The sequence below is a fragment of the Streptomyces hebeiensis genome (genome assembly GCF_052983195.1).
In genome coordinates this window covers 2,069,933-2,091,985 of sequence record NZ_CM129812.1, presented here as the reverse complement: position 1 = coordinate 2,091,985, position 22,053 = coordinate 2,069,933, and the positions used below count along the sequence as shown (strand labels likewise).

The following is a 22,053-nucleotide window of genomic DNA, read 5'->3' as shown; positions in this document are numbered from 1 at the left end:
CGCGAGCGGGGCCCGAACATCGCCTAGGGTCAGGGGCGGGCGTGCAGAGCAAGGCAGTGAGGGCAGCGGACATGACGCAGGAATACACCGAACGATCGGTGACGGCCGACAGCGAGGAGCCTCCCGGCGGATCCCGCGTCAGATCCCTGCTCGACCGCCTGCGCCGAAGCCGGGGAATCTGGCGGCGCGGCATCGTCCTCGCGCTGTTCGCCGTACTGTTCGGCCTGTTGATGCTCCTGCACGCGAGCATCCCGAACACCATCGGCAACCTGGGCAGTCTGGTCGAGACGTTCCTGCCGTGGTTCGGGGTGGTCATCCCCCTGATCCTGATCCTGGGGCTCGTACGGCGCTCCGCCACCGCCCTGATCGCGCTGCTGCTGCCCGCCGTGGTCTGGGTGAATTCCTTCGGCGGGCTGCTGACCGACAAGACCGACGACTCGAAGGGCGCCGGGGACCTCACCGTCGCCACGCACAACGTCAACGCGGACAACCCCGACCCGACCCGTACCGCGCGCGAGATCGCGGCCTCGGGCGTGGACGTCGTCGCGCTCCAGGAACTGCCCAACGGTGCCGTGCCGACGTACGAGAAAGCGCTGGCCGGGACGTACCGGTACCACTCCGTGCAGGGCACGGTCGGCCTCTGGAGCAAGTACCCGCTGAGCGGCACCGAGCCGGTGGACATCCGGCTGGGCTGGGTCCGCGCCATGCGCTCCACGGTCACCACCCCGAAGGGCCCGGTCGCCGTCTACGTGGCACACCTGCCCTCCGTACGGGTCAAGCTGCACGCCGGGTTCACCGCCAACCAGCGGGACAAGAGCGCCGACGCGCTGGGCGAGGCGATCGGTCACGAGCGGCTGCGCCGGGTGGTCCTGCTCGGCGACCTGAACGGCACGATGAACGACCGTTCACTCACCGCGATCACCGCCCAGATGCGCTCGACGCAGGGCGCCGCGGGGCACGGCCACGGATTCAGCTGGCCGGCGTCGTTCCCGATGGCGCGGATCGACCAGATCATGGTGAAGGGCATCGAGCCGAAGTCGTCGTGGACGCTGCCGGAGACCGACAGTGACCATCTGCCGATAGCGGCACGGGTGGAACTGGGCTGACGCGGCCGGGCACGGGCCCCGGCCGCGGGGAGGAAGATCGCCGCGTGGTGGATGTGACGTGTTCGACAGCTCCGTCGCAATCCCGTGTTAACCCGCAGGAACAATCCGCCTGAGAGGGTTTGTTCCGGGGAGGTACATACTCGTTCCCCTCCTCTCCGGCTTCTCCGGATCCTCCCCGGTCCTCCCGGAAGTCTTACTGCGGAAAGGTTCTGTTTTCATGCCCCTGGCCCTGCTCGCGCTTGCTGTGAGCGCCTTCGGCATCGGCACCACCGAGTTCGTGATGATGGGCCTGCTGCCCAACGTCGCCGACGATCTGGGCACGTCCGTACCCACCGCGGGCTATCTGGTCTCCGCCTACGCGATCGGCGTCGTCATCGGCGCCCCGCTGCTCACCGCCGTCGGCTCCCGTGTGCCGCGCAAGAAGATGCTCCTGTCGCTGATGGGGCTCTTCATCGTCGGCAACCTCGCCTCCGCGCTCGCGCCCGGCTTCGGCTGGCTGCTGGCGGGGCGGGTACTGGCGGGCCTGCCGCACGGCGCGTTCTTCGGCGTCGGCGCGGTCGTCGCCGCGCGGCTGGTGAACGAGGGCCGGCAGGCGCGGGCCGTGGCGACGATGTTCCTCGGCCTGACCGTCGCCAACATCGTCGGTGTCCCGGCCGCCACGCTGCTCGGCCAGCACCTGGGCTGGCGGGCCACCTTCCTGGTCGTGACCCTGATCGGGCTGGCCGCGCTGGCGTCGCTGGCCCGGCTCGTGCCGTACGTCCCCGTCGAGTCGCACCAGAACGTCGGCCGCGAGATGCGCGCCCTGGGCCACCGCCAGGTGCTGCTCGGCCTGGTGACCGCGGTCTTCGGCTTCGCCGGGGTGTTCGCCGTGTACTCCTACCTGGCCTCGATCACCACCGAGGTGATGGGCTTCGGCGAGTCGTCCGTCACGCTGGTCCTGGCGCTGTTCGGGATCGGGATGACGCTGGGCGCGCTGGTCGCGGGCCCGCTGACCGACCGGGCGCTGCGGCCCACGCTGTACGCGTCGCTGGGCGCCCTCGCCGTGGTCCTGGTCGCCTTCCGCTTCACCGTGCACGTGCAGTGGGCGGCGCTGGTGACGGTGGTGGTGCTGGGCGCGGTCGGATTCATGACCACCACCCCGCTCCAGATGCTGGTCATGCGCAAGGCGAAGGACGCCCCGACGCTGGCCTCGGCCTCCAACCACTCGGCGTTCAACCTGGCCAACGCGGGTGGCGCGTGGGTCGGCGGTGTGGCGATCTCGGCGGGCTGGGGCTGGATGTCCCCCGCCCTCGTGGGCGCGGTGCTGGCACTGGTCGGCCTGTCGATCGCGGCGACGGCGGGCCTGTTGGACCGGCGGGACACGACGGCGGAGAAGTCCCGCATCGTCGCCTCGGGCAGCGCGCAGGCGGAGACGGGCACGGAGACGGAGGCGGAGTCGACGACGCGGACGCGTTGACGGAGGGCACCGCCGGGGCGCTGTCGCGGGCAGCGCGGGCGCGTGCGGGGTGCTGCTGAGGGCGGCGTGACCGCGCGTCGGCCCGGAGCCCTTGCCCCCGGCGGGCCGGCTGCCTCCGCGATCCGCCGGGCCACGCGCGGGGCCGCTGCACCCGGTCTCTTGCGTCAGTGGTCGCGTTGGGCGGGCCCGTGGGGGCGACAGTCCGGTGCGGTGGCCCGGTGCGGTGGCCCGGGCCGGCCCGCACCCGGGGCCCGGCGTGTCAGCCGCGGGGCGTCTCGCGCCAGTGGTTGGTGATCGGCAGGCGACGGTCCTTGCCGAAGCCCTTCGCCGAGATCTTCGTCCCCGGCGGGTACTGGCGCCGCTTGTACTCCGCCGTGTCCACCATCCGCAGCGTCCGCGTGACCGTTTCGTCGTCGTAGCCCGCCGCCACGATCGCGTCCTTGCCCTGGTCGCGGTCCACGTACAGCTCCAGGATCCGGTCCAGGACGTCGTAGTCGGGCAGCGAGTCCGTGTCCACCTGCCCCGGGCGCAGCTCGGCGCTCGGCGGCTTGGAGATCGAGTTCTCCGGGATCGGCGGGGTCTGGCCGCGCTCCTCGGCCGCGCGGTTGCGCCACCGGGCGAGCCGGAAGATCCACGTCTTGTAGACGTCCTTGATCGGTCCGTACGCGCCGACGGAGTCCCCGTACAGCGTCGAATAGCCCACCGCCAGCTCGGACTTGTTGCCGGGGGCCAGCACGATCTGGCCCTCCTGGTTGGAGATGGCCATCAGCAGCGTGCCGCGCAGCCGTGACTGGAGGTTCTCCTCGGAGAGCCCGGTGAGCTCCAGCGAACCCATATACGCGTCGAACATCGGCTCGATCGACACCGTACGGAAGTTCAGACCGGTGCGGCGGGCCAGCTCGGCCGCGTCGTCCTTGGAGTGCTCCGAGGAGTACTTGGACGGCATGGACACGCCGTACACGTTCGCCGCGCCCAGCGCGTCGCAGGCGATGGCGGCGACGAGCGCGGAGTCGATACCGCCGGAGAGCCCGATCAGGACGGAGCGGAAACCGTTCTTCGCGGCGTACGCGCGCAGGCCGACGACCAGCGCCGAGTACACCTCCTCGTCGTCCTCCAGGCGGTCGGCGTAGCCGCCGGACAGCTCCGGCTCGTACGGCGGGAGCGGGTCCTCGGACAGGATGACGTGGTCGATCCGCAGCCCGTCGTCCACCACCCGGCCGTCGGCGGCGCCCCTGCGCGCACCGGGCGGCGCGGGCTCGCCGGCGGGCAGGTCCAGGTCCAGGACCACACAGCCCTCGGCGAACTGCGGCGCCCGCGCCACGACCTCGCCGTCCTTGTCGACCACGATCGAGTCGCCGTCGAAGACCAGCTCGTCCTGCCCGCCGATCATCGCCAGATACGCGGTGGTGCAGCCCGCCTCCTGTGCACGCTTGCGCACCAGCTCCAGGCGGGTGTCGTCCTTCTCACGCTCGTACGGCGAGGCGTTGACGGAGAGCAGCAGCCCGGCCCCCGCGGACCGGGCGGCGGGCACCCGCCCGCCGTCCTGCCAGAGGTCCTCGCAGATGGCGAGGGCGATGTCGACGCCGTGGACGCGGACGACGGGCATGGTGTCGCCGGGGACGAAGTAGCGGAACTCGTCGAAGACGCCGTAGTTCGGCAGGTGGTGCTTGGCGAAGTTCAGGACGACCTCACCGCGGTGCAGGACTGCCGCGGCGTTGCGCGGGGCGCCGACGGGCTGCCCGACGCGGTCCTCGGCCTTCTCCGCGCGGTCGAGGTAGCCGACGACGACCGGCAGCTCCCCGAACCCCTCCTGTTCGAGCCGTACCGCGAGCGCGCGCACGGCGGCCCGGGACGCCTCGACGAAGGAGGACCGCAGCGCGAGATCCTCGACGGGGTAGCCGGTCAGCGCCATCTCGGGGAACGCGACGACATGCGCTCCCTGGGCGGCGGCGTGCCGGGTCCAGTGGACGATCGCCTCGGCGTTCGCGGTGAGATCACCGACGGTCGAGTCGATCTGATTCAGGGCGAGACGTAGTTGAGGCACCCGGCCAGTGTAATCGTCTGTCTGACACGATGTACCGGGGCGGAGCTGTGGGGCGCTTCACTCGGGCGTGGCCGGGCCCGGCGCTCTGGCGCCGGGCCCTACGGCCGGGGTCCGACGGGGCGTGCGGGGCCCGAGACCGACCGATCGCGCCGAGGCCGACAAGGCCGTGCCTGGCCGGGGGCCTGCCGGACGTCGCAACGCCGGAACGCCGGAACGCCCGAACGCCGGGAACGTCGGCGCACCGGGCCGTACCGTGCGGCTCCCGGCCGGGCCGGCCGCCGCGCGCTCGGCGCTCACGCCTTGCTCCCGCGATGCTGCCCCGGTCATGTGTGAGCAGACCTCAGCCGTGTGCGTAGACCTTCTCCACCCACGTCGCGAGCTGTGGTTCGGAGAGGTGGCGCGCCAGGTCGGCCTCGCTGATCATGCCGATGAGACGCTTCTTCTCGATCACGGGCAGCCGGCGTATCTGGTGGCTCTGCATCTCCCGCAGCACTTCCTCGATGTCGGCGCTCGCGTCGATCCAGCGGGGCGTGCCGTGTGCCATCTCGCCGGCCGTGGTCTGCGCCGGGTCGTGGCCCATGGCCACACAGCCGACCACGATGTCACGGTCGGTGAGTATGCCCATCAGCCGTTCGTTCGAGTCGGCGATGGGGAGCGCGCCCACGTTCATCTCGCGCATCATCTGGGCGGCCCGGTCGAGGGTCTCGTGCGCGGGGAGCCACTGGGCGCCGGGGTGCATGATGTCTTTGGCGGTGGTCATGGAGATCGAGCCTCCTCATCAGGGCCGTGTTCATGGAGTCCACCCCCGAGCAGAACCATCATCTTGCACCCGTTCGGACGGCGCGACCGCAGCGGAACGCGGCGGCCCCGGGGCCGGGGAACCACGAGAGGTCCCCGGCCCCGGGGCCGGTCGCCGCCACATCCGGTGCGCCGGACGTGTCCGGATGTGTTCGGTTGTGCGGCGTCCGGGGCCGGCGCGGCCGACCCGACGCCGTCGGCCGGAGGCGGTCGGCCGGAGGCGGTCGGCCGGACGCCGTCGGCCGGACGCGGTCAGCCCGTCGGCCGGGGCTTCGCGCCGCGCGCCTCCAGCAAGTCCGCCATCAGGTCCATCTCGGACTGCTGCGCCGCGACCATCCCCTCGGCCAGCGCCTTCTCCGGCGCGACCGCGCACATTTGTACGCAGCCCTGGGCCATCGAGACGCCGCCCTTGTGGTGGTCGGTCATCAGCTGGAGGTAGAGGATCTCGGCCTGCTTGCCGCGCGCCGCGCGGAGCTGCGCCAGCTCCGTCTTCGTGGCCATGCCGGGCATCAGGGAACCGTCGCGCGCCCTGTGCTCCCCGTGTCCGCTCCCGCCGTGATCCATGTCCATGCCCTGGTGCCCGGACCCGGAGTCCGACCCGGACCCGGAGCCCTGCGTCATCCAGGACATCGGCTCCCGGCCGGCCTCGACCTTCGGCAGGCCCCACATGTCCAGCCAGCCCAGCATCATGCCGCGCTGGTTCGCCTGCGTGTTGGCGATGTCGTACGCCAGCCTGCGCACGTCCTCGTCGTCCGTGACGTCTCGCACGATGAACGACATCTCCACCGCCTGCTGGTGGTGGACCGCCATGTCACGCGCGAAGCCCGCGTCCGCCGAGCCCGCGGTCGGCGGCGCGGGCGACGCCCCGTCGTCGCCCGCGCCGTCCCGTCCGGCCGCGATGACCGCCGACGTGCCCGCGAAGAGCAGCGCCAGGACGACGGCCGTGATCGCCGCCCACTGCGTACGGGTCACCCTGCGGCCGGTGCCGGTGCCGGCACCGGTGGCGGTGTCGACCGCGAGGTCGGAGGGAGCGGAGGGAGCGGAGGGAACGTCGGGGTCCGGGGCCGCCTCGTCCCGCGGGGTCACTGCGGGCCCATCCCGCCCGTGCACGCGGCGCCGGGCTCAGGAGTCTGCGGACCCTGCACGTACTTCGTGAAGAACTGCTCCACGCGCGGGTCCGTCGCGCTGTCCACCGTCACCTGCTTGCCCCAGGCGCTCAGCATGAGCGCGCCGGACTGCTCCTTCACCGGGCTCATCAGTGAGTACGGCGTCTTCTCCACCCGCTCGCCGAGCTTCTTCACGTCGTCGTCGGCGGCCTTCTCGTTGTACGTGACCCAGACCGCGCCGTGCTCCAGGGAGTGCACCGCGTTCACGTTCGGGATCGGGTCCTTGTAGACGTCCCCCTCGCAGTTCATCCAGACCTGGTGGTGGTCACCGCCCACCGGCGGGGTCATCGGGTACGAGACGTTCTCGGTGACGTGGTTGCGGCCCAGCTTCTTCGCGTCCCAGGACTTCTCGTCCGTGACGGGCGCCTTGGCCGCCGCCTCCTTCTGCTCCTTCTGTTCCGACTCCTTGTTGAGGAGGTACGCGCCACCGGCGACCAGCGCGCCCACCACGACGGCGCTCGCCGTGATGGTGATGATCCGGTTGCGCCGCTCACGGGCCCGTTCGGCGCGGCGCATCTCCTCTATTCGGGCCTTGCGCTGGGCGGACTGGGTCTTGGAAGCCATGGTCTGTGTCCTGTGTCCTTCTGCGATGACGGTACGGATGACATACGAACGCGGTCCTGCTCGGGTGTTTCGGGAACCCGGTGAACGAGCGGGTCCGGCCGGGGCCGGACAGGGCCTACGTCCCCTGTCACGTCCGCAACACCTGGAGGACGTGGAGGTCCGGCGCACGGGCGAGCGCGCCGGAGCGGGGCAACGGGCCGGTGCGGTACGGCGGTTCGAGGTACGTCAGCGTGACGGTGGCCGCCTGCGGCGCGGCGGGCGGCGGCACGGTGAGCACGGCGGGGCTCAGGTGCGCGAAGCGACCGCAGTCGCCCCGGTCGTACGGGCAGACGTACCGGGACTCGTTCGCCGACCGTCCGCCGCCGTCGCCGGCCACCGCCCGGACGGTCGAGGAGGCATCCGGTACGGAGCCGTCCGTACCGGACCTGGTCGTTCCGGAGCCGTCGGCCGCGTACGTGCTCGCGCCGGACCCGCTCGTTCCGTACTCGCTCGCGCCGGAGCGGATCCCGGCGGCGTCGTGATGCGTCCCGGCCCGGCCGGGAACGGCGCCGGAGCCGGGACTCAGACAGAAGAGGAACGCCGCGCACAGCGTCGCCACGGCACTCATCAGTGCCACGGGACGCGCGTTGCGTGTGCGCTGACCCCCCATGGCCGCAAATCGTAGTGCGTAGCACCCTCGTCGGAGCAGAGAGGAGCGAACGGAACGATCTGGAATTGATCTGGAACGGCCGAGACAAGGTCAGGGATTACGTATGGGTACGGTACGAATCGGTCATCGGCGCGATAAAAAGGAGCATGGCCGAGCATGCAGAGCCGCCCCGAGTCACCCCCGCTCCCACCCCCGCCTCCGCCCCCGGCGCCGACCGGCCGGCCGACGACGTGGACGACGTCACGCACGCCCTCCTCACCGCCTCCCGCCTCCTTGTCGACATCTCCGCCCGCTCCCTCGCCGCCGTGGCCGACCGGGTCACGCTGCCCCAGTTCCGGCTGCTGGCCGTCCTCGGCGGGCACGGCGACGCCAAGCTCGTGGAGATCGCCGAGCGGCTCGGCGTGAATCCCTCCACCGCCCTGCGCATGCTCGACCGGCTGATCGCGGCCGGGCTCGCCGTCCGGCACACCAATCCGGCCAGCCGCCGCGAGACGATGCTGCGGCTGACGCCCGAGGGCCGGGCGCTGGTCGACGAGGTCACCGCCGTACGCCATCGGGAGGTCGCCGCGATCGTGGCACGGCTGACCCCCGAGCGGCGCGCCGCGCTGATCGGCGCCCTGAACGCGTTCACCGAGGCCGGCGGGGCGCCCGCGCGCCCGGGGGAGGACACGGAGCCGTACCCGCTGGGCTGGTCGGACACGCACACCCATGTCCACGCCCACACCCATGTCAACGCCCACACCCATGTCAACGCCCGCACCCGGCCGCCGTGAGGGCCTCGTTTGACAGGAACCGGAATGATCTCCACCGTCTGGGATTGCGATCGCCGGTCGCCTGGGCAGCAGACCTGAGGAAGCTACAGGCACTATGGGCACTGTGGGCTGAGGCCCGTACACACACGCGATGCGGAGCGTTGTCCAACGGTTCGCAACGCGCCCGAAATGGTGTGGTGGGATGCTCATGTGCCTCAACGTGCTTCGCGGCATGGGAGCAGGTGGCCTGACCAGCAAGGATGGGTAGGACGGCTAATATGGACAAGCAGCAGGAATTCGTGCTCCGCACGCTCGAGGAGCGCGACATCCGCTTCGTACGCCTCTGGTTCACCGACGTGCTCGGCTTCCTGAAGTCGGTCGCCGTCGCCCCCGCCGAGCTCGAACAGGCATTTGACGAAGGCATGGGCTTCGACGGCTCGGCCATCGAGGGATTCGCCCGCGTGTACGAGTCCGACATGATCGCCAAGCCCGATCCGGGCACGTTCCAGATCCTGCCCTGGCGCGCGGAGGCACCGGGCACGGCCCGGATGTTCTGCGACATCCTGATGCCCGACGGGTCGCCGTCCTTCGCGGACCCGCGCTTCGTCCTCAAGCGGATCCTCGCCAGGACCTCCGACCTGGGCTTCACCTTCTACACGCACCCCGAGATCGAGTTCTTCCTGCTCAAGGACAGGCCGGTCGACGGCAGCCGCCCCACCCCCGCCGACAGCTCGGGCTACTTCGACCACACCCCGCAGCACGTGGGCATGGACTTCCGCCGCCAGGCGATCACGATGCTGGAGTCGATGGGCATCTCGGTCGAGTTCAGCCACCACGAGGGCGCCCCGGGCCAGCAGGAGATCGACCTGCGGTACGCGGACGCGCTGTCCACGGCCGACAACATCATGACGTTCCGGCTCGTCATGAAGCAGGTCGCGCTGGAGCAGGGCGTGCAGGCCACGTTCATGCCGAAGCCGTTCTCCGAGTACCCGGGCTCGGGCATGCACACCCATCTCTCCCTCTTCGAGGGGGACCGGAACGCGTTCTACGAGTCGGGCGCCGAGTACCAGCTCTCCAAGGTCGGGCGCTCGTTCATCGCCGGGCTGCTCAAGCACGCGGCGGAGATCTCGGCCGTCACCAACCAGTGGGTCAACTCCTACAAGCGGATCTGGGGCGGCTCGACCCGCACCGCCGGCTCCGGGGGCGAGGCGCCCTCGTACATCTGCTGGGGCCACAACAACCGATCCGCGCTGATCCGTGTCCCCATGTACAAGCCGGGCAAGACCGGCTCGGCCCGGGTCGAGGTCCGCTCCCTCGACTCGGGCGCCAACCCCTACCTGGCGTACGCGGTGCTCCTCGCGGCCGGCCTCAAGGGCATCGAGGAGGGCTACGAACTCCCGGCCGGCGCCGACGACGACGTCTGGGCCCTCTCGGACGCCGAGCGCCGCGCGATGGGCATCGAACCGCTGCCGCAGAACCTGGGCGAGGCGATCTCCCTCATGGAGCGCAGCGAACTGGTCGCGGAGACGCTCGGCGAACACGTCTTCGACTTCTTCCTGCGCAACAAGAAGCAGGAGTGGGAGGAGTACCGCTCCGAGGTCACCGCGTTCGAGCTGAAGAAGAACCTGCCGGTGCTGTAGAGCTCATGCTCGTGCGCCGCGGAGCACCTGACGGAGGCCGGGCCGATGCCGGGAAAGCGTCGGCCCGCTTCTATCCGCCTCCGCCTCCGCCCCCGCCCTCGTGCGGGTGCGGATGGGGGTGGAGCAGGCGGGTGCCCGCCGTCAGGACCTGTTCCGCCTCGTCCGGCGGCAGCGCCTCCTTGATGAACGACACCGCCCGGCGCAGACGCTCACCGCTCTGGTACGGGAAGTCCGTGCCGAACACCAGCCGGTCCGCGCCATAGGAGCCGGCCGCCGCGCGGAGCGCCGGGACATGGCCGTGGGCGACCGTGTCGTACCACATGCGGGTCGCCGTGACGGTGGGCTTCTCCGTCATCCTCGGGGCCTCCCGCCGCATCAGGGCATCGGCGCGCGAGAGCAGCATCGGCAGCGCGCCGCCGAGGTGCGAGTGGACGACGCGCAGTCGGGGGAAGCGGTTCGGGATCCCCTCGATCATGAAGTGCATCGCGCAGACGGTGTCCTCCACGGGCGCGCCGATCATCCACCGGGTCCCCGTCGCCGCGATCAGCGGGGAACCGGCGTCGTGGCCCGAGGGGTGGACGGACAGCACACCGCCGCGCCGGTCCAGCTCCTCGAACAGGACGGTGAAGGCGGGATCGGCGATGCTGCGGCCGAGCACGTCCGTGGTGACGGCGACGCCGGCCAGGCCCAGCTCGTCGAGCGCCCGTGCCAGCTCCGCCAGCGACTGGTCCAGGTGAGGCAGGGGGAGCGCGGCGAAGGCGGAGAGGCGGGTGGGCCAGGCGCGTATCAGATCGGCGTAGTGGTCGTTGGCGAGCCGCGCCGCGCGGACGGCCTGCTCGGCGTCCGGGAAGTACGGGCTCTGGGGCGACACGGAAAGAATCTGGTGGTCGATCCCCGCCGCCGCGTTCATGGCGAAGCGTGCCTGCAGGTCATGGGTGCTGTCGGTGGCTCCCATCCCGTGCTGGACGGCAGTGTCCTGGCGGCCGAAGGACTCCAGGAGCGTGAGGTAGTCCTCGGTCCACAGGTGGGCGTGCACGTCGGTCCGCATCAGTACCAGAGTCGCCCCGGGGGTGGCCGGTGTCCACCGGGCGGGACGCCGCGGGCAGGCACCGGGGCGGGGAGCAGGGGCAGGGGCAGGGGCAGGGGCAGGGAAAAGGGCGGGCGGCTCACCCGGTCGGTTAGCGTCGGTGTCATGACCCCCGGCACCGCCCCTCCGCCCGGCCCGTCCGCCGGGCCCGCCCTCGCCGAAGCGCTGGCCGCCGGGACCGTCGTCCTCGACGGCGGGCTCTCCAACCAGCTCGCGTCCGCCGGGCACGACCTGAGCGACGACCTGTGGTCGGCGCGGCTGCTCGCCGAACAGCCGGAGGCGATCGTCGAGGCGCACCTCGGCTACTACGAGGCGGGCGCCTCCGTGGCGATCACCGCCAGCTACCAGGCCACCTTCGAAGGTTTCGCACGGCACGGCATCGGCCGGGGCCGGGCGGCCGAACTGCTCGCCCTGAGCGTCGAGTCGGCGCGGGAAGCCGCCCGGCGCGCGGCGGCCGGGTCGCCGCCCGGGCCCCGGTGGGTCGCGGCCTCCGTCGGCCCATACGGGGCGATGCTCGCCGACGGCTCGGAGTACCGCGGCCGGTACGGGCTGAGCGTGGCGGAGCTGGCCGCGTTCCACCGCCCCCGGCTGGAGGTGCTGGCCGCCGCGGGGCCCGACGTACTGGCCCTGGAGACCGTGCCGGACACGGACGAGGCACGCGCCCTGCTGCGCGCGGTCCGTGGCCTCGGGGTGCCGGCCTGGCTGTCGTACAGCGTGGCCGGTGACCGTACGCGGGCGGGGCAGCCGCTGGCGGAGGCGTTCGCCCTGGCCGCCGGGGCCGAGGAGGTGATCGCGGTGGGCGTGAACTGCTGTGCGCCCGAGGACGTGGACCACGCGGTGGGAATCGCGGCCCGTGTCACCGGCAAACCGGTCGTGGTCTATCCGAACAGCGGCGAGACCTGGGACGCGGAAGCGCGCGCGTGGCGGGGCGACCCGTCGTTCGCCCCGGAGCTGGTCGGCCGCTGGGAGCGGTCCGGCGCCCGGCTGATCGGCGGCTGCTGCCGGGTGGGCCCGGCGACGATCAGGAGCCTCGCCCGCCGTCTCGGCCCCCGGCGGACCGATCCGGCGAGCTGACCGATCCGGGCGAGCTGACCGATCCGGTGAGATGACCGATCCGGCGAGCTGACCGATTCGCGGCGACCGGATCGGCGAGACAGGAGCGAGCCGACCGGTGAGACCGACCAGGCCGACCGGTGAGACCGACCGACCAGGACGAACCGGGCCGGGGCGTCCCGGCGAGCCGGCCACCCGGACCGGCCACCAAACCGACGGGCCCGGTCGCGACCACGGCAGCACCCCCGTCGCCGCCGTCGCCCCGGACCGGACCCGGGCATTCCATCATCGGCCCCGCCGACGCGTGGCGCCAGCTTGCCCATGTGACAAAAACGAGCCGATTCTTGTGCCTTCTCGTCAATGACAAGCGCGAAACCGGACGACCCGGGCGCTCCGTCACGCACGTCCGTCATCCCGCTCGGCCGCCTCGCTCGCGACTCCTCGCTCCCGCCCGCCCCGGTCTTCCCGCCACGGTCCGTCCGGGTGCCCGGTCCCGTTCCCCGGCGCCCGCTAGGCTCGAACAATAGGCTTGACCGGCCGGGGAACCGGCCGCCCGGCTCGGCCGGGACGTGGGTCGTGGGACGCGGGTGGACGGACGGACGAGGAGACGCCGAGATGACGGTGCCGGGTCGCAGAAGCAGTACGTTCATCCGCCTGGTGCGGCACGGCTTCACGGACCCCTCCGCCGCCGAGCGGCTGCTGAACGCCCCCGAGATGGCGCCCGTACGGTCCGATCCGCTGCTCCTCGACGCGCTGGGCGCCACCGCCGACCCCGATCTCGCGCTGCGCGGGCTCGTCCGGCTGGTGGAGGCGCAGAAACCCGACGAACGCGCCATCCTGCTGGACACCCTGGTCACCGCCAAACCCCTGCGGGACCGGCTGCTCGGTGTGCTCGGGGCTTCCGAGGCGCTCGGCGACCACCTGGCCCGCCACCCCAAGGACTGGCACGCCCTGGTCACCTACGAACTCGCGGACCTGAACCCCGGCGTGGAGGAGTTCGAGCGCGCCCTGGCCGGTGCCACCGACGCGGTGTCGCTGCGGATCGCCTACCGGCGGTGTCTGCTCGCCATCGCGGCCCGGGACGTCTGCGGCACCTCCGACGTGGCGGAGACATCCGGTGAACTGGCCGACCTCGCGACCGCCACCCTGCGCGCCGCCCTCGCCATCGCCAAGGCCGCCGCGCCCGAGGACGCCGCCGCCTGCCGGCTCGCCGTCATCGCGATGGGCAAGTGCGGGGGACACGAGCTGAACTACGTCTCCGACGTGGACGTGATCTTCGTGGGGGAGCCGGCCGACGCGCCGGGCGAGGCCGCCGCCCCGGGCGCGTCCCCCTCGGCCGACACGGCCTCCCCGGCCGACGCCGCCGCTTCCCCCGGCGCGGCCGACGACGGCGGCTCGCACGAGACCAGGGCCATCCGGGCGGCGACCCGGCTGGCGTCCCATCTGATGCGGATCTGCTCCGAGTCGACGGTCGAGGGATCCATCTGGCCCGTCGACGCCAACCTGCGGCCCGAAGGACGCAACGGGCCGCTCGTACGGACGCTCAGCAGCCATCTCGCCTACTACCAGCGCTGGGCGAAGACCTGGGAGTTCCAGGCGCTGCTCAAGGCCCGCGCGGTGGCCGGGGACCCGGCGCTCGGCGCGGCGTACATGGAGGCCGTCTCGCCGCTGGTGTGGCAGGCGGCCGAGCGCGAGCACTTCGTCCCCGACGTGCAGAAGATGCGCCGCCGGGTCGTCGACAACATTCCCGTGGGGCAGGCCGAACGCGAGCTGAAGCTCGGCCCCGGCGGACTGCGGGACGTCGAGTTCGCCGTCCAGCTCCTGCAGTTGGTGCACGGCCGCAGCGATGCCACGCTGCACAGCGGCTCCACCCTGGAAGCGCTCGCCGCGCTCGCGGCGGGCGGCTACGTGGGCCGTGCGGACGCCCGGCAGCTGGGCGGGGCGTACCGATTCCTGCGCGACATGGAACACCGCCTCCAGCTCTACCGGCTGCGCCGCACCCACCTGCTTCCCGAGGCCGAGGCGGACCTGCGCCGCCTCGGCCGCTCGCTCGGGCTGCGCGGCGATCCGGTCGCCGAGCTCGACAAGGAGTGGCGGCGGCACACCTCGGTCGTCCAGCGGCTGCACGAGAAGCTCTTCTACCGGCCGCTGCTGGACGCCGTCGCACAGCTCGCGCCCGGTGAGATCCGGCTCAGCCCGCGGGCGGCCCGGCAGCGGCTGGAGGCGCTGGGGTACGCCGACCCCGCCGCGGCCCTGCGCCACCTGGAGGCGCTGTCGTCCGGGGTGACGCGCAAGGCGGCGATCCAGCGGACGCTGCTGCCGGTGCTGCTGGGCTGGTTCGCGGACTCCGCCGACCCGGACGCGGGGCTGCTCGGCTTCCGCCGGGTGTCCGACGCGCTCGGCAAGACGCCCTGGTACCTGCGGCTGCTGCGGGACGAGGGAGCCGCGGCGGAGAACCTGGCGCGGGTGCTCTCGGCCGGGCGGCTCGCCCCCGACCTGCTGTTGCGCGCGCCGGAGGCGGTCGCGATCCTCGGGGACCCGGGCGGGCTGGCCGCGCGCGGCCGGGACCACCTGGAGCAGGAGATCCTGGCCGCGGTCGGCCGCGCGGAGACGGCCACGGCGGCGGTCACGGTGGCGCGCGGGGTGCGGCGGCGGGAGCTGTTCCGGACGGCGGCGGCGGACCTGATCGGCTCGTACGGCACGGGCTCGGGCCCCGCCGGCTCGGGCCCCGCCGGCTCGGGCCCCTCGGCCCCCGTCGGCTCCCGGGCGTCCGCCGCCCCCTCCGGTACGGAGACCCGTGATCCCGGCGCCCTGGTCGACGCCGTCGGCAAGGCGCTCACCGACCTGAACGCGGCGACGCTCGCGGGCGCGCTGCGGGCGGTCGTACGCGACCGGTGGGGCGACACCCTGCCGACCAGGTTCGCGGTCATCGGCATGGGCCGGTTCGGCGGGCAGGAGCTGAACTACGGCTCCGACGCCGATGTCCTCTTCGTCCACGAGCCGCGCGACGGCGTCGACGAGCAGGAGGCGGCCCGGGCGGCGAACGCCGTGGTCACCGAGATGCGGCGGCTCCTCGAAGTGCCCACCTCCGACCCGCCGCTGCTGATCGACGCCGACCTGCGCCCGGAGGGCAAGAGCGGCCCGATGGTCCGTACGCTCGCCTCCTACGCGGCGTACTACCGGCGGTGGTCCCGGGTCTGGGAGGCCCAGGCGCTGCTGCGCGCCGTCCCGATGGCGGGCGACGAGGACCTCGGCCGCCGGTTCATCGAGCTGATCGACCCGCTGCGGTACCCGGCGGAGGGACTGGGCGAGGACGCCGTACGGGAAATCCGCCGGCTCAAGGCGCGCATGGAGTCCGAACGGCTGCCGCGCGGCGCGGACCCCACGCTCCACACGAAGCTCGGCCGGGGCGGCCTGTCGGACGTCGAGTGGACGGTCCAGCTGCTCCAGATGCGGCACGGCTGGGCGGAGCCGGGGCTGCGCACCCCCCGGACCCGCGAGGCGCTCGCGGCGGCGCGGGCCGCGGGCCTGATCTCGACGGAGGACGCGCAGATCCTGGACGAGGCGTGGGTGCTGGCGACCCGGGTCCGCAACGGGGTGATGCTCGTACGGGGCAGGCCCGGCGACACCTTCCCCTCCGACGGCCGCGAACTGGGCGCGATGGCCCGCTACCTGGGCTGCGCCACGACGCAGAACGGCCGCCAGGCGGGCGGCGGGTACAGCGGCGGCATGCTGGACGACTACCGCAGGACGACACGCCGGGCGCGCGCCGTGATGGAGGAGCTGTTCTACGGGGCCTGAGCGCGGCGACGCGCTCGGGCCGAGCCGACGACGGATGCCTCGGACACCTCCGGGGTCCCGGGCATCTCTGTCACCTCGGACGCCTTCGCGCGGCGTGGCAGCCGGTACGGCAGCGAGCCGTACCAGGCGTACGAGACGGCGAAGCCGAACGCCACGCAGACCACGCCGCCCACCGCGTCCAGCCAGAAGTGGTTGGCGGTGGCGACGATCACCACCAGGGTGACGGCCGGGTAGAGGAGCGCGAGTATCCGTGCCCAGGGCGCGGCGGCGAGGCTGTAGATGATCACTCCGCACCACAGCGACCAGCCGATGTGCATCGAGGGCATGGCCGCGTACTGGTTGGACATGTTCTTCAGGTTGCCCGAGGCCATCGAGCCCCAGGTCTGGTGCAGTACGACCGTGTCGATGAACCGCTCCCCGGTCATCAGCCGGGGCGGCGCCAGAGGATACAGGTAGTAACCGAGCAGCGCGACCGCTGTCGTGGCGAAGAGCCCCAGCCGGGCGGCCGCGTACCGCCCGGGATGGCTGCGGAAGAGCCAGACCAGGACGCCGATGGTCACGACGAAGTGCAGGGTGGCGTAGTAGTAGTTCATGCCGACGATCAGCCAAGTAACCGAGTTCACGGCATGGTTGACGGCCTGCTCGACGGCGATGCCCAGCTCGTGCTCCGCCCGCCAGATCCAGTCGGCGTTGCGCAGTGCCTGTGCCCGCTGTTCGGGTACGGCGTTGCGGATCAGGGAGTACGTCCAGTAACTCACCGCGATCAGCAGGATTTCGAACCAGAGGCGGGGGTGCCGGGGGGCCCGCAGCCGGTGCGGACGCTCCGGGCGGGCGAACGGGCCGGGCCGGCCGGACGGGTCGCTCCCGGCGGGTGGGCCCGAGGGCGTCTCCGTCGGCCTCGCCCGCGGCAGGCCCGTCTCCTGGGCCGCCTCTTCGGGAAGGGGGGATGTCGACGGGGTGGCCGTGCGGTTCTCTTGATTCACGGTCGATTCACCCATAGCGCGAGAGTCTGCCAGATTTCCGCCATCCGACCGATCATCCCTCCGGTGGGTTCTTCCCGCACGCGGTACGCCTCACGGACGAGGCCGCGGCGCCGAGATCCTTAAGGGGCGTCGTACCTCTGCGGGGCCGGGCGCGGTCCGGATGCGGTTGAACCCCGTACGACCAGCTCGGGCATGAAGACGAACTCGCTGTGCGGGGCCGGGGTCCCCCCGATCTCCTCCAGGAGTGTGCGGACCGCCGCCTGGCCCATCGAGGGCACCGGTTTGCGGATCGTCGTCAGTGGCGGGTCCGTGAACGCTATGAGGGGCGAGTCGTCGAACCCGACGACCGACAGGTCCCCGGGCACTTCGAGGCCGAGCTGCCGGGCGGCCCGGATCGCGCCGAGCGCCATCATGTCGCTGGCGCACACCACCGCCGTACAGCCGCGCTCGATCAGCGCGGAGGCCGCCGCCTGCCCGCCCTCCAGGGTGAAAAGTGACTGCTGGATCAGCTCCTCCGTCTCGCCGGCGGTCAGGTCCAGCAGCTCGCGCACCGTGGCCCGGAAGCCCTCGATCTTGCGCAGTACCGGCACGAAGCGCTTGGGGCCCACCGCCAGGCCGATCCGCTGGTGGCCGAGGGCGACCAGATGAGTCACCGCCAGCCGCACCGCCGCCCGGTCGTCGGGTGAGATGAAGGGCGCCCGGACCTTTGGCGAGAAGCCGTCCACGAGCACGAACGGCACGCCCTGGGCGCGCAGCTTCTCGTACCGGCTCATGTCGGCGGAGGTGTCGGCGTGCAGGCCGGAGACGAAGATGATGCCGGCGACGTCCCGCTCGACGAGCATCTCGGTCAGCTCGTCCTCGGTGGATCCGCCGGGGGTCTGGGTGGCCAGGACGGGGGTGTAGCCCTGCCGGGTCAGCGCCTGGCCGATCACCTGCGCCAGTGCCGGGAAGATGGGGTTCTCCAGCTCGGGGGTGATCAGCCCGACCAGCCCCGCGCTGCGGCGCCGGAGCCGGACGGGACGTTCGTAGCCGAGGACGTCGAGCGCGGCGAGGACGGATTCGCGGGTGGCCGCCGCCACCCCCGGCTTGCCGTTCAGCACGCGGCTGACCGTCGCTTCGCTGACCCCCGCCTGAGTTGCGATATCGGCAAGCCGTGCGGTCATGGAAGGGGACTGTACCGGTCGTCTGTCGGATTGCCCACCGCGCCCGGGGCCGCTCGCACGCCCCGAGGTCTGCAAGAACTTGCGAAATCTTCCTGCGGGTTCTGTGCGGGACGTTTGCGCCGTGTTCGCGCCGCGTCCGCACCCGTTATCGCCGTACAGGGGCGTGTCCCCCCGCACGCCAAGGATGCGCTCGGCGGTGAGCGGGACACGCGCCGGTAACGATCCGGTCCTCTTGTGGAAATCTTCCGCAAAGTCTTTCGGTCTTCTTGCATCGCTGTTACGTTCACGTCCGACCCGGCACCGCGATGGAGCGGTACGGCAGTTGAAGGAGTTCCGATGCGACGTGGCATAACGGCCACCGCCCTGGCCGCGACCCTGGCCCTCGCGGCGACCGCCTGCGGCGGTGACGGTGATTCAGGAGGCGGCGGGAGCGCGGGCGGCGAGCTCTCGGGGACGGTCACCTGGTGGGACACCTCGACCGTCGGCAGTGAGGACAAGGTCTTCAAGAAGCTGGCCGAGGGCTTCACGAAGCAGCACCCGAAGGTCAAGGTCAACTATGTGAACGTGCCGTTCGGGGAGGCGCAGAACAAGTTCAAGAACGCCGCGCAGTCCGGCTCCGGCGCCCCCGACGTCATCCGCTCCGAGGTGGCCTGGACCCCCGAGTTCGCCGACCTCGGCTACCTCGCGCCGCTCGACGGCACCCCGGCGCTCAAGGACGACGCGGACTTCCTGCCGCAGGCCGCCGCGTCCACGGAGTACGACGACAAGACCTACGCCGTGCCGCAGGTCATCGACTCGATGGGCATCTTCTACAACAAGAAGATCTTCAAGGACGCCGGGGTCGACGTACCCAAGAACATCGGCGAGTTGAAGAGCGTCTCGAAGCAGATCAAGGACAGGACCGGAAAGACCGGCCTCTACCTGCGCGGGGACGACGCCTACTGGTTCCTCTCGTTCCTCTACGGGGAGGGCGGCGACCTGGTCGACGCCGGGGCCAAGAAGGTCACCGTGGACGACGCGGCCGGCGTCAGGGCCATGACCGTCGTCAAGGACCTGGTCGACTCCGGTGCGGCGACCACCGATGCCACCGACGGCTGGGAGAACATGCAGGCGGCGTTCCGGGACGGCAAGGTCGCCATGATCATCAACGGTCCGTGGGCCGTCGCCGACACGTACACCGGCGCCCAGTTCAAGGACAAGGCCAACCTGGGCATCGCGCCCGTACCCGCCGGCTCGGCCGCCCAGGGCGCGCCGCAGGGCGGTCACAACCTGGCCGTGTACGCGGGATCCAAGAACCTGAACGCCTCGTACGCGTTCACCGAGTACATGACCTCCGCCGAGAGCCAGGCCACCGTCGCGAAGGAACTGAGCCTGCTGCCGACCCGGAACTCCGTCTACGCGCGGCCGGAAGTCGCGGACAACGAGATCGTGGGCTTCTTCAAGCCCGTGGTCGACAAGGCCGTCGAGCGGCCCTGGATCCCGGAGACCGGCAGCCTGTTCGCGCCGCTGGTCACCGAGTACACCAAGGTCCTCACCGGCCAGACGACACCCCGGAAGGGCGCCGAGGCGACCGGCGACTCGTACCGCGACCTGCTCAAGGACTGGAAGTAGCGGGCCGGCGGGACGGTGCGGGGCGCGGAGAACAGGTGAGCGGAAGAGGGAGGCAGGCCGTCTGATGACTGTCCACACCAGCCGGTCGCCGGGGCCGGACGCGGCCGGTGACGGCGCCGGGCGCCGGGGCACCGGACGAGGCACGGACCCGGGCGCCGGGAGAAGCGCCGCGCGCGGTACGCACCGGGGGAACCGGCGCGATACGGGCCGGGGGAGCGGGCCCGGGGCCGACCGGGGGAGCGGGCGCGGCGCGGGGCGCTCCGCCGGGCAGGGCGCCGGTCGTGGCTCCGGCGCCCCGGCCGGGCGGCTCCGGCGGGCCGTCACCACCCACTGGTACGCCTGGGCCATGGTCGCCCCGGTGGTGGCCGTGATCGGGGTGATCATCGGATACCCCCTGGTACGCGGCGTGTACCTGTCGCTCACCGACGCCGACGAGCGCAACGTCGAGCGCAGCATCGGCGTCAACCACCTCCCGGCCACCTACGAGTTCGTCGGGCTCGACAACTACGCCGACGCTCTGACGGGCAGCCAGTTCCTGTCGACGCTCGGCTGGACGCTGGTGTGGACGGTCTCCTGCGTCGGGGTGACCTTCGCGCTCGGGCTCGGGCTGGCGAACATGCTCAACCGCCGCATCGCCGGCCGTTCCGTCTACCGGATGCTGCTCATCCTGCCGTGGGCGGTGCCGGGCTTCGTGTCCGTCTTCGCCTGGCGCTTCCTCTACAACGAGGACCGCGGCTTCCTCAATCGGCTGCTCGCGGGCGGCGGTATCGACGCGGTGCCCTGGCTCAACGACCCGACCTGGGCCAAGTTCTCGGTCATCGCCGTGAACGTCTGGCTCGGGGTGCCCTTCATGATGGTCGCGCTGCTCGGCGGGCTCCAGTCCATCCCCGGCGAGCTGTACGAGGCGGCCGAGATGGACGGCGCGGGCGCCTGGCAGCGGTTCCGGCACATCACGATGCCGGGGCTGCGGGCGGTCAGCACGACCGTGGTGCTGCTCTCCACGATCTGGACGTTCAACATGTTCCCGGTGATCTTCCTGCTCACCCGGGGCGGGCCCGGCGAGGCGACCCAGATCCTGGTGACCCAGGCGTACAAGTTCTCCTTCGAGATCAGCCCGCGCGACTTCGCGCAGTCCTCCACCTGGGGCGTGCTGATCCTCGTCCTCCTGATGCTCTTCGCCGCCGGCTACCGGCGCGTCCTCGTCAAGCAGGGAGACACCTGGTGACCACCGCGGCCGCACCCGACATGCCCACCGCATCGGACCCGTCCGGCTCGTCCGGCCCGGCCGGTCCGGCAGGCTCGCGCGCCGGTGCCGGTGCCGTACCGAGCGGCTCCGCCGCACCGCGGCACCGGCGCCGGTCGCCGCTCGCGTCCGTCGCCCTGCACACCACCCTGACCGTGGCGTCGGTGATCGCCGTGTTCCCGGTGCTGTGGGTCCTGCTCACCTCGCTCAAACCGGCGCGGTACGCCACGACCACGGACTTCTTCCGCGAGACGACCCTGGCGAACTACACCGGCCTGCTGCGGGACACCCCGTTCCTGACCTGGTTCGGCAACTCGCTGCTCATCGCGGCGCTGACCACGCTGCTCGGCGTGTTCGTGGCCGCCACCACCGGGTACGCCGTCAGCCGCTTCCGCTTCCCCGGCAAACGCGGGCTGATGTGGACGCTGCTGGTCACCCAGATGTTCCCGGTCGCCGTGCTGATCGTGCCGATCTACAACATCATGGCCGGGCTCGGGCTGCTCAACCGGGCGGCGGGACTCGTCATCACGTACCTGACGATCGCCGTGCCGTTCTGCGCGTGGATGATGAAGGGCTTCTTCGACACCGTCCCGCGGGAGATCGACGAGTCCGGACAGGTCGACGGGCTCACCCCGTTCGGTACGTTCTTCCGGCTCGTCCTGCCGCTGGCCCGGCCGGGGATCGCGGTGACCGCCTTCTACTCCTTCATCACCGCCTGGGGCGAAGTGGCCTACGCCTCCGCCTTCATGGTCGGTGACGAGAACCTGACGCTGGCGGGCGGGCTCCAGAAGTTCGTCAACCAGTACGGGGCGCAGTGGGGCCCGATGACCGCGGCGTCCGTGCTCATCGCCATCCCGGCCGCGATCGTGTTCCTCTTCGCCCAGCGCCACCTGGTCACGGGCGTGTCCGCCGGCGCGGTCAAGGGCTGAGGCTCCGT

Annotated in this window: 17 protein-coding genes; 9 read left to right on the top strand and 8 right to left on the bottom strand. The window is 71.8% G+C overall.

The annotated features are described in order from the left end of the window. Nucleotides 1-71: 71 nt before the first annotated feature. Complete coding sequence (locus ACU6P3_RS08930; RefSeq protein WP_447196654.1) at nt 72-1,106, top strand: endonuclease/exonuclease/phosphatase family protein; 1,035 nt, start codon at nt 72-74, stop codon at nt 1,104-1,106. A 217-nt stretch (nt 1,107-1,323) separates the two neighbouring features. Further along, nucleotides 1,324-2,562 (top strand): MFS transporter, encoded by a 1,239-nt coding sequence (locus ACU6P3_RS08925; RefSeq protein ID WP_447196653.1) that lies wholly within the window; start codon nt 1,324-1,326, stop codon nt 2,560-2,562. 259 nt (nt 2,563-2,821) lie between these two features. Here ACU6P3_RS08925 and ACU6P3_RS08920 read toward each other — a convergent pair whose 3' ends face one another. From ACU6P3_RS08920 to ACU6P3_RS08900, 5 genes are all read right to left on the bottom strand, one after another. Next, nucleotides 2,822-4,606, bottom strand: coding sequence for an NAD+ synthase (locus tag ACU6P3_RS08920; protein ID WP_447196652.1), 1,785 nt, complete (start codon nt 4,604-4,606; stop codon nt 2,822-2,824). 340 nt (nt 4,607-4,946) lie between these two features. Then, nucleotides 4,947-5,366, bottom strand: a complete 420-nt coding sequence (locus ACU6P3_RS08915) for a CBS domain-containing protein (RefSeq protein ID WP_352087131.1) — start codon at nt 5,364-5,366, stop codon at nt 4,947-4,949. Between the two features lie 290 nt (nt 5,367-5,656). Continuing rightward, a complete protein-coding gene (locus ACU6P3_RS08910; RefSeq protein WP_447197814.1) occupies nt 5,657-6,376 on the bottom strand; it encodes a DUF305 domain-containing protein in 720 nt (239 codons plus the stop codon). Nucleotides 6,377-6,486: 110 nt separating this feature from the next. After that, the gene (locus tag ACU6P3_RS08905; RefSeq protein ID WP_447196651.1) at nt 6,487-7,134 is read right to left on the bottom strand and encodes a thioredoxin-like domain-containing protein; all 648 of its coding nucleotides are present in this window, start codon (nt 7,132-7,134) and stop codon (nt 6,487-6,489) included. 127 nt (nt 7,135-7,261) lie between these two features. Beyond that, nucleotides 7,262-7,783 (bottom strand): hypothetical protein, encoded by a 522-nt coding sequence (locus tag ACU6P3_RS08900; protein WP_447196650.1) that lies wholly within the window; start codon nt 7,781-7,783, stop codon nt 7,262-7,264. A gap of 146 nt (nt 7,784-7,929) precedes the next feature. Here ACU6P3_RS08900 and ACU6P3_RS08895 point away from each other — a divergent pair, with 146 nt between their 5' ends. Together ACU6P3_RS08895 and glnA2 are read left to right on the top strand one after the other, a co-directional pair. Further along, nucleotides 7,930-8,556, top strand: coding sequence for a MarR family winged helix-turn-helix transcriptional regulator (locus tag ACU6P3_RS08895; RefSeq protein ID WP_447196649.1), 627 nt, complete (start codon nt 7,930-7,932; stop codon nt 8,554-8,556). Between the two features lie 257 nt (nt 8,557-8,813). Further along, nucleotides 8,814-10,175: a gamma-glutamylpolyamine synthetase GlnA2 gene (glnA2, locus tag ACU6P3_RS08890; RefSeq protein ID WP_344275971.1), complete on the top strand. Its 1,362-nt coding sequence runs from the start codon at nt 8,814-8,816 to the stop codon at nt 10,173-10,175. 70 nt (nt 10,176-10,245) lie between these two features. On the opposite strand, the gene ACU6P3_RS08885 is transcribed toward glnA2, so the two are convergent. Beyond that, nucleotides 10,246-11,223 carry an amidohydrolase family protein gene (locus ACU6P3_RS08885; RefSeq protein WP_447196648.1) on the bottom strand — a complete coding sequence of 326 codons (978 nt, stop codon included), beginning with the start codon at nt 11,221-11,223 and terminating at the stop codon, nt 10,246-10,248. A 144-nt stretch (nt 11,224-11,367) separates the two neighbouring features. Here ACU6P3_RS08885 and mmuM point away from each other — a divergent pair, with 144 nt between their 5' ends. Both mmuM and ACU6P3_RS08875 read left to right on the top strand, forming a co-directional pair. Next, the gene (mmuM, locus tag ACU6P3_RS08880; RefSeq protein ID WP_447196647.1) at nt 11,368-12,336 is read left to right on the top strand and encodes a homocysteine S-methyltransferase; all 969 of its coding nucleotides are present in this window, start codon (nt 11,368-11,370) and stop codon (nt 12,334-12,336) included. Between the two features lie 594 nt (nt 12,337-12,930). Further along, a complete protein-coding gene (locus ACU6P3_RS08875; protein WP_447196646.1) occupies nt 12,931-16,116 on the top strand; it encodes a bifunctional [glutamine synthetase] adenylyltransferase/[glutamine synthetase]-adenylyl-L-tyrosine phosphorylase in 3,186 nt (1,061 codons plus the stop codon). Here ACU6P3_RS08875 and ACU6P3_RS08870 read toward each other — a convergent pair. Continuing rightward, entirely contained in the window at nt 16,104-17,114 is a 1,011-nt protein-coding gene (locus ACU6P3_RS08870; RefSeq protein WP_447196645.1) for a phosphatase PAP2 family protein, read from the bottom strand. The genes ACU6P3_RS08875 and ACU6P3_RS08870 overlap by 13 nt on opposite strands. 104 nt (nt 17,115-17,218) lie before the next feature. Then, nucleotides 17,219-18,262 carry a LacI family DNA-binding transcriptional regulator gene (locus ACU6P3_RS08865; protein ID WP_447196644.1) on the bottom strand — a complete coding sequence of 348 codons (1,044 nt, stop codon included), beginning with the start codon at nt 18,260-18,262 and terminating at the stop codon, nt 17,219-17,221. 336 nt (nt 18,263-18,598) lie between these two features. Between ACU6P3_RS08865 and ACU6P3_RS08860 the strand changes: the two genes are divergently transcribed. The 3 genes from ACU6P3_RS08860 to ACU6P3_RS08850 all read left to right on the top strand — a co-directional run bounded on the left by ACU6P3_RS08860 (nt 18,599) and on the right by ACU6P3_RS08850 (nt 22,045). Beyond that, nucleotides 18,599-19,873: an extracellular solute-binding protein gene (locus tag ACU6P3_RS08860; protein WP_447196643.1), complete on the top strand. Its 1,275-nt coding sequence runs from the start codon at nt 18,599-18,601 to the stop codon at nt 19,871-19,873. A 64-nt stretch (nt 19,874-19,937) separates the two neighbouring features. Continuing rightward, nucleotides 19,938-21,098, top strand: coding sequence for a carbohydrate ABC transporter permease (locus ACU6P3_RS08855; protein WP_447196642.1), 1,161 nt, complete (start codon nt 19,938-19,940; stop codon nt 21,096-21,098). Further along, nucleotides 21,014-22,045, top strand: coding sequence for a sugar ABC transporter permease (locus tag ACU6P3_RS08850; RefSeq protein ID WP_447197813.1), 1,032 nt, complete (start codon nt 21,014-21,016; stop codon nt 22,043-22,045). Before ACU6P3_RS08855 ends, ACU6P3_RS08850 begins: the two co-directional genes overlap by 85 nt. Nucleotides 22,046-22,053 lie beyond the last annotated feature (8 nt).

What these genes read in the sequence shown, in the direction of transcription:
- ACU6P3_RS08855 (WP_447196642.1), top strand. Translation starts at nt 19,938, where the DNA reads ATGACTGTCCACACCAGCCGGTCGCCGGGGCCGGACGCGGCCGGTGAC.
- glnA2 (WP_344275971.1), top strand. Translation starts at nt 8,814, where the DNA reads ATGGACAAGCAGCAGGAATTCGTGCTCCGCACGCTCGAGGAGCGCGAC.
- ACU6P3_RS08865 (WP_447196644.1), bottom strand. Translation starts at nt 18,262, where the DNA reads ATGACCGCACGGCTTGCCGATATCGCAACTCAGGCGGGGGTCAGCGAA.
- ACU6P3_RS08895 (WP_447196649.1), top strand. Translation starts at nt 7,930, where the DNA reads ATGGCCGAGCATGCAGAGCCGCCCCGAGTCACCCCCGCTCCCACCCCC.
- ACU6P3_RS08915 (WP_352087131.1), bottom strand. Translation starts at nt 5,366, where the DNA reads ATGACCACCGCCAAAGACATCATGCACCCCGGCGCCCAGTGGCTCCCC.
- mmuM (WP_447196647.1), top strand. Translation starts at nt 11,368, where the DNA reads ATGACCCCCGGCACCGCCCCTCCGCCCGGCCCGTCCGCCGGGCCCGCC.
- ACU6P3_RS08905 (WP_447196651.1), bottom strand. Translation starts at nt 7,134, where the DNA reads ATGGCTTCCAAGACCCAGTCCGCCCAGCGCAAGGCCCGAATAGAGGAG.
- ACU6P3_RS08925 (WP_447196653.1), top strand. Translation starts at nt 1,324, where the DNA reads ATGCCCCTGGCCCTGCTCGCGCTTGCTGTGAGCGCCTTCGGCATCGGC.
- ACU6P3_RS08860 (WP_447196643.1), top strand. Translation starts at nt 18,599, where the DNA reads ATGCGACGTGGCATAACGGCCACCGCCCTGGCCGCGACCCTGGCCCTC.
- ACU6P3_RS08875 (WP_447196646.1), top strand. Translation starts at nt 12,931, where the DNA reads ATGACGGTGCCGGGTCGCAGAAGCAGTACGTTCATCCGCCTGGTGCGG.
- ACU6P3_RS08885 (WP_447196648.1), bottom strand. Translation starts at nt 11,223, where the DNA reads ATGCGGACCGACGTGCACGCCCACCTGTGGACCGAGGACTACCTCACG.
- ACU6P3_RS08930 (WP_447196654.1), top strand. Translation starts at nt 72, where the DNA reads ATGACGCAGGAATACACCGAACGATCGGTGACGGCCGACAGCGAGGAG.
- ACU6P3_RS08870 (WP_447196645.1), bottom strand. Translation starts at nt 17,114, where the DNA reads ATGGGTGAATCGACCGTGAATCAAGAGAACCGCACGGCCACCCCGTCG.
- ACU6P3_RS08900 (WP_447196650.1), bottom strand. Translation starts at nt 7,783, where the DNA reads ATGGGGGGTCAGCGCACACGCAACGCGCGTCCCGTGGCACTGATGAGT.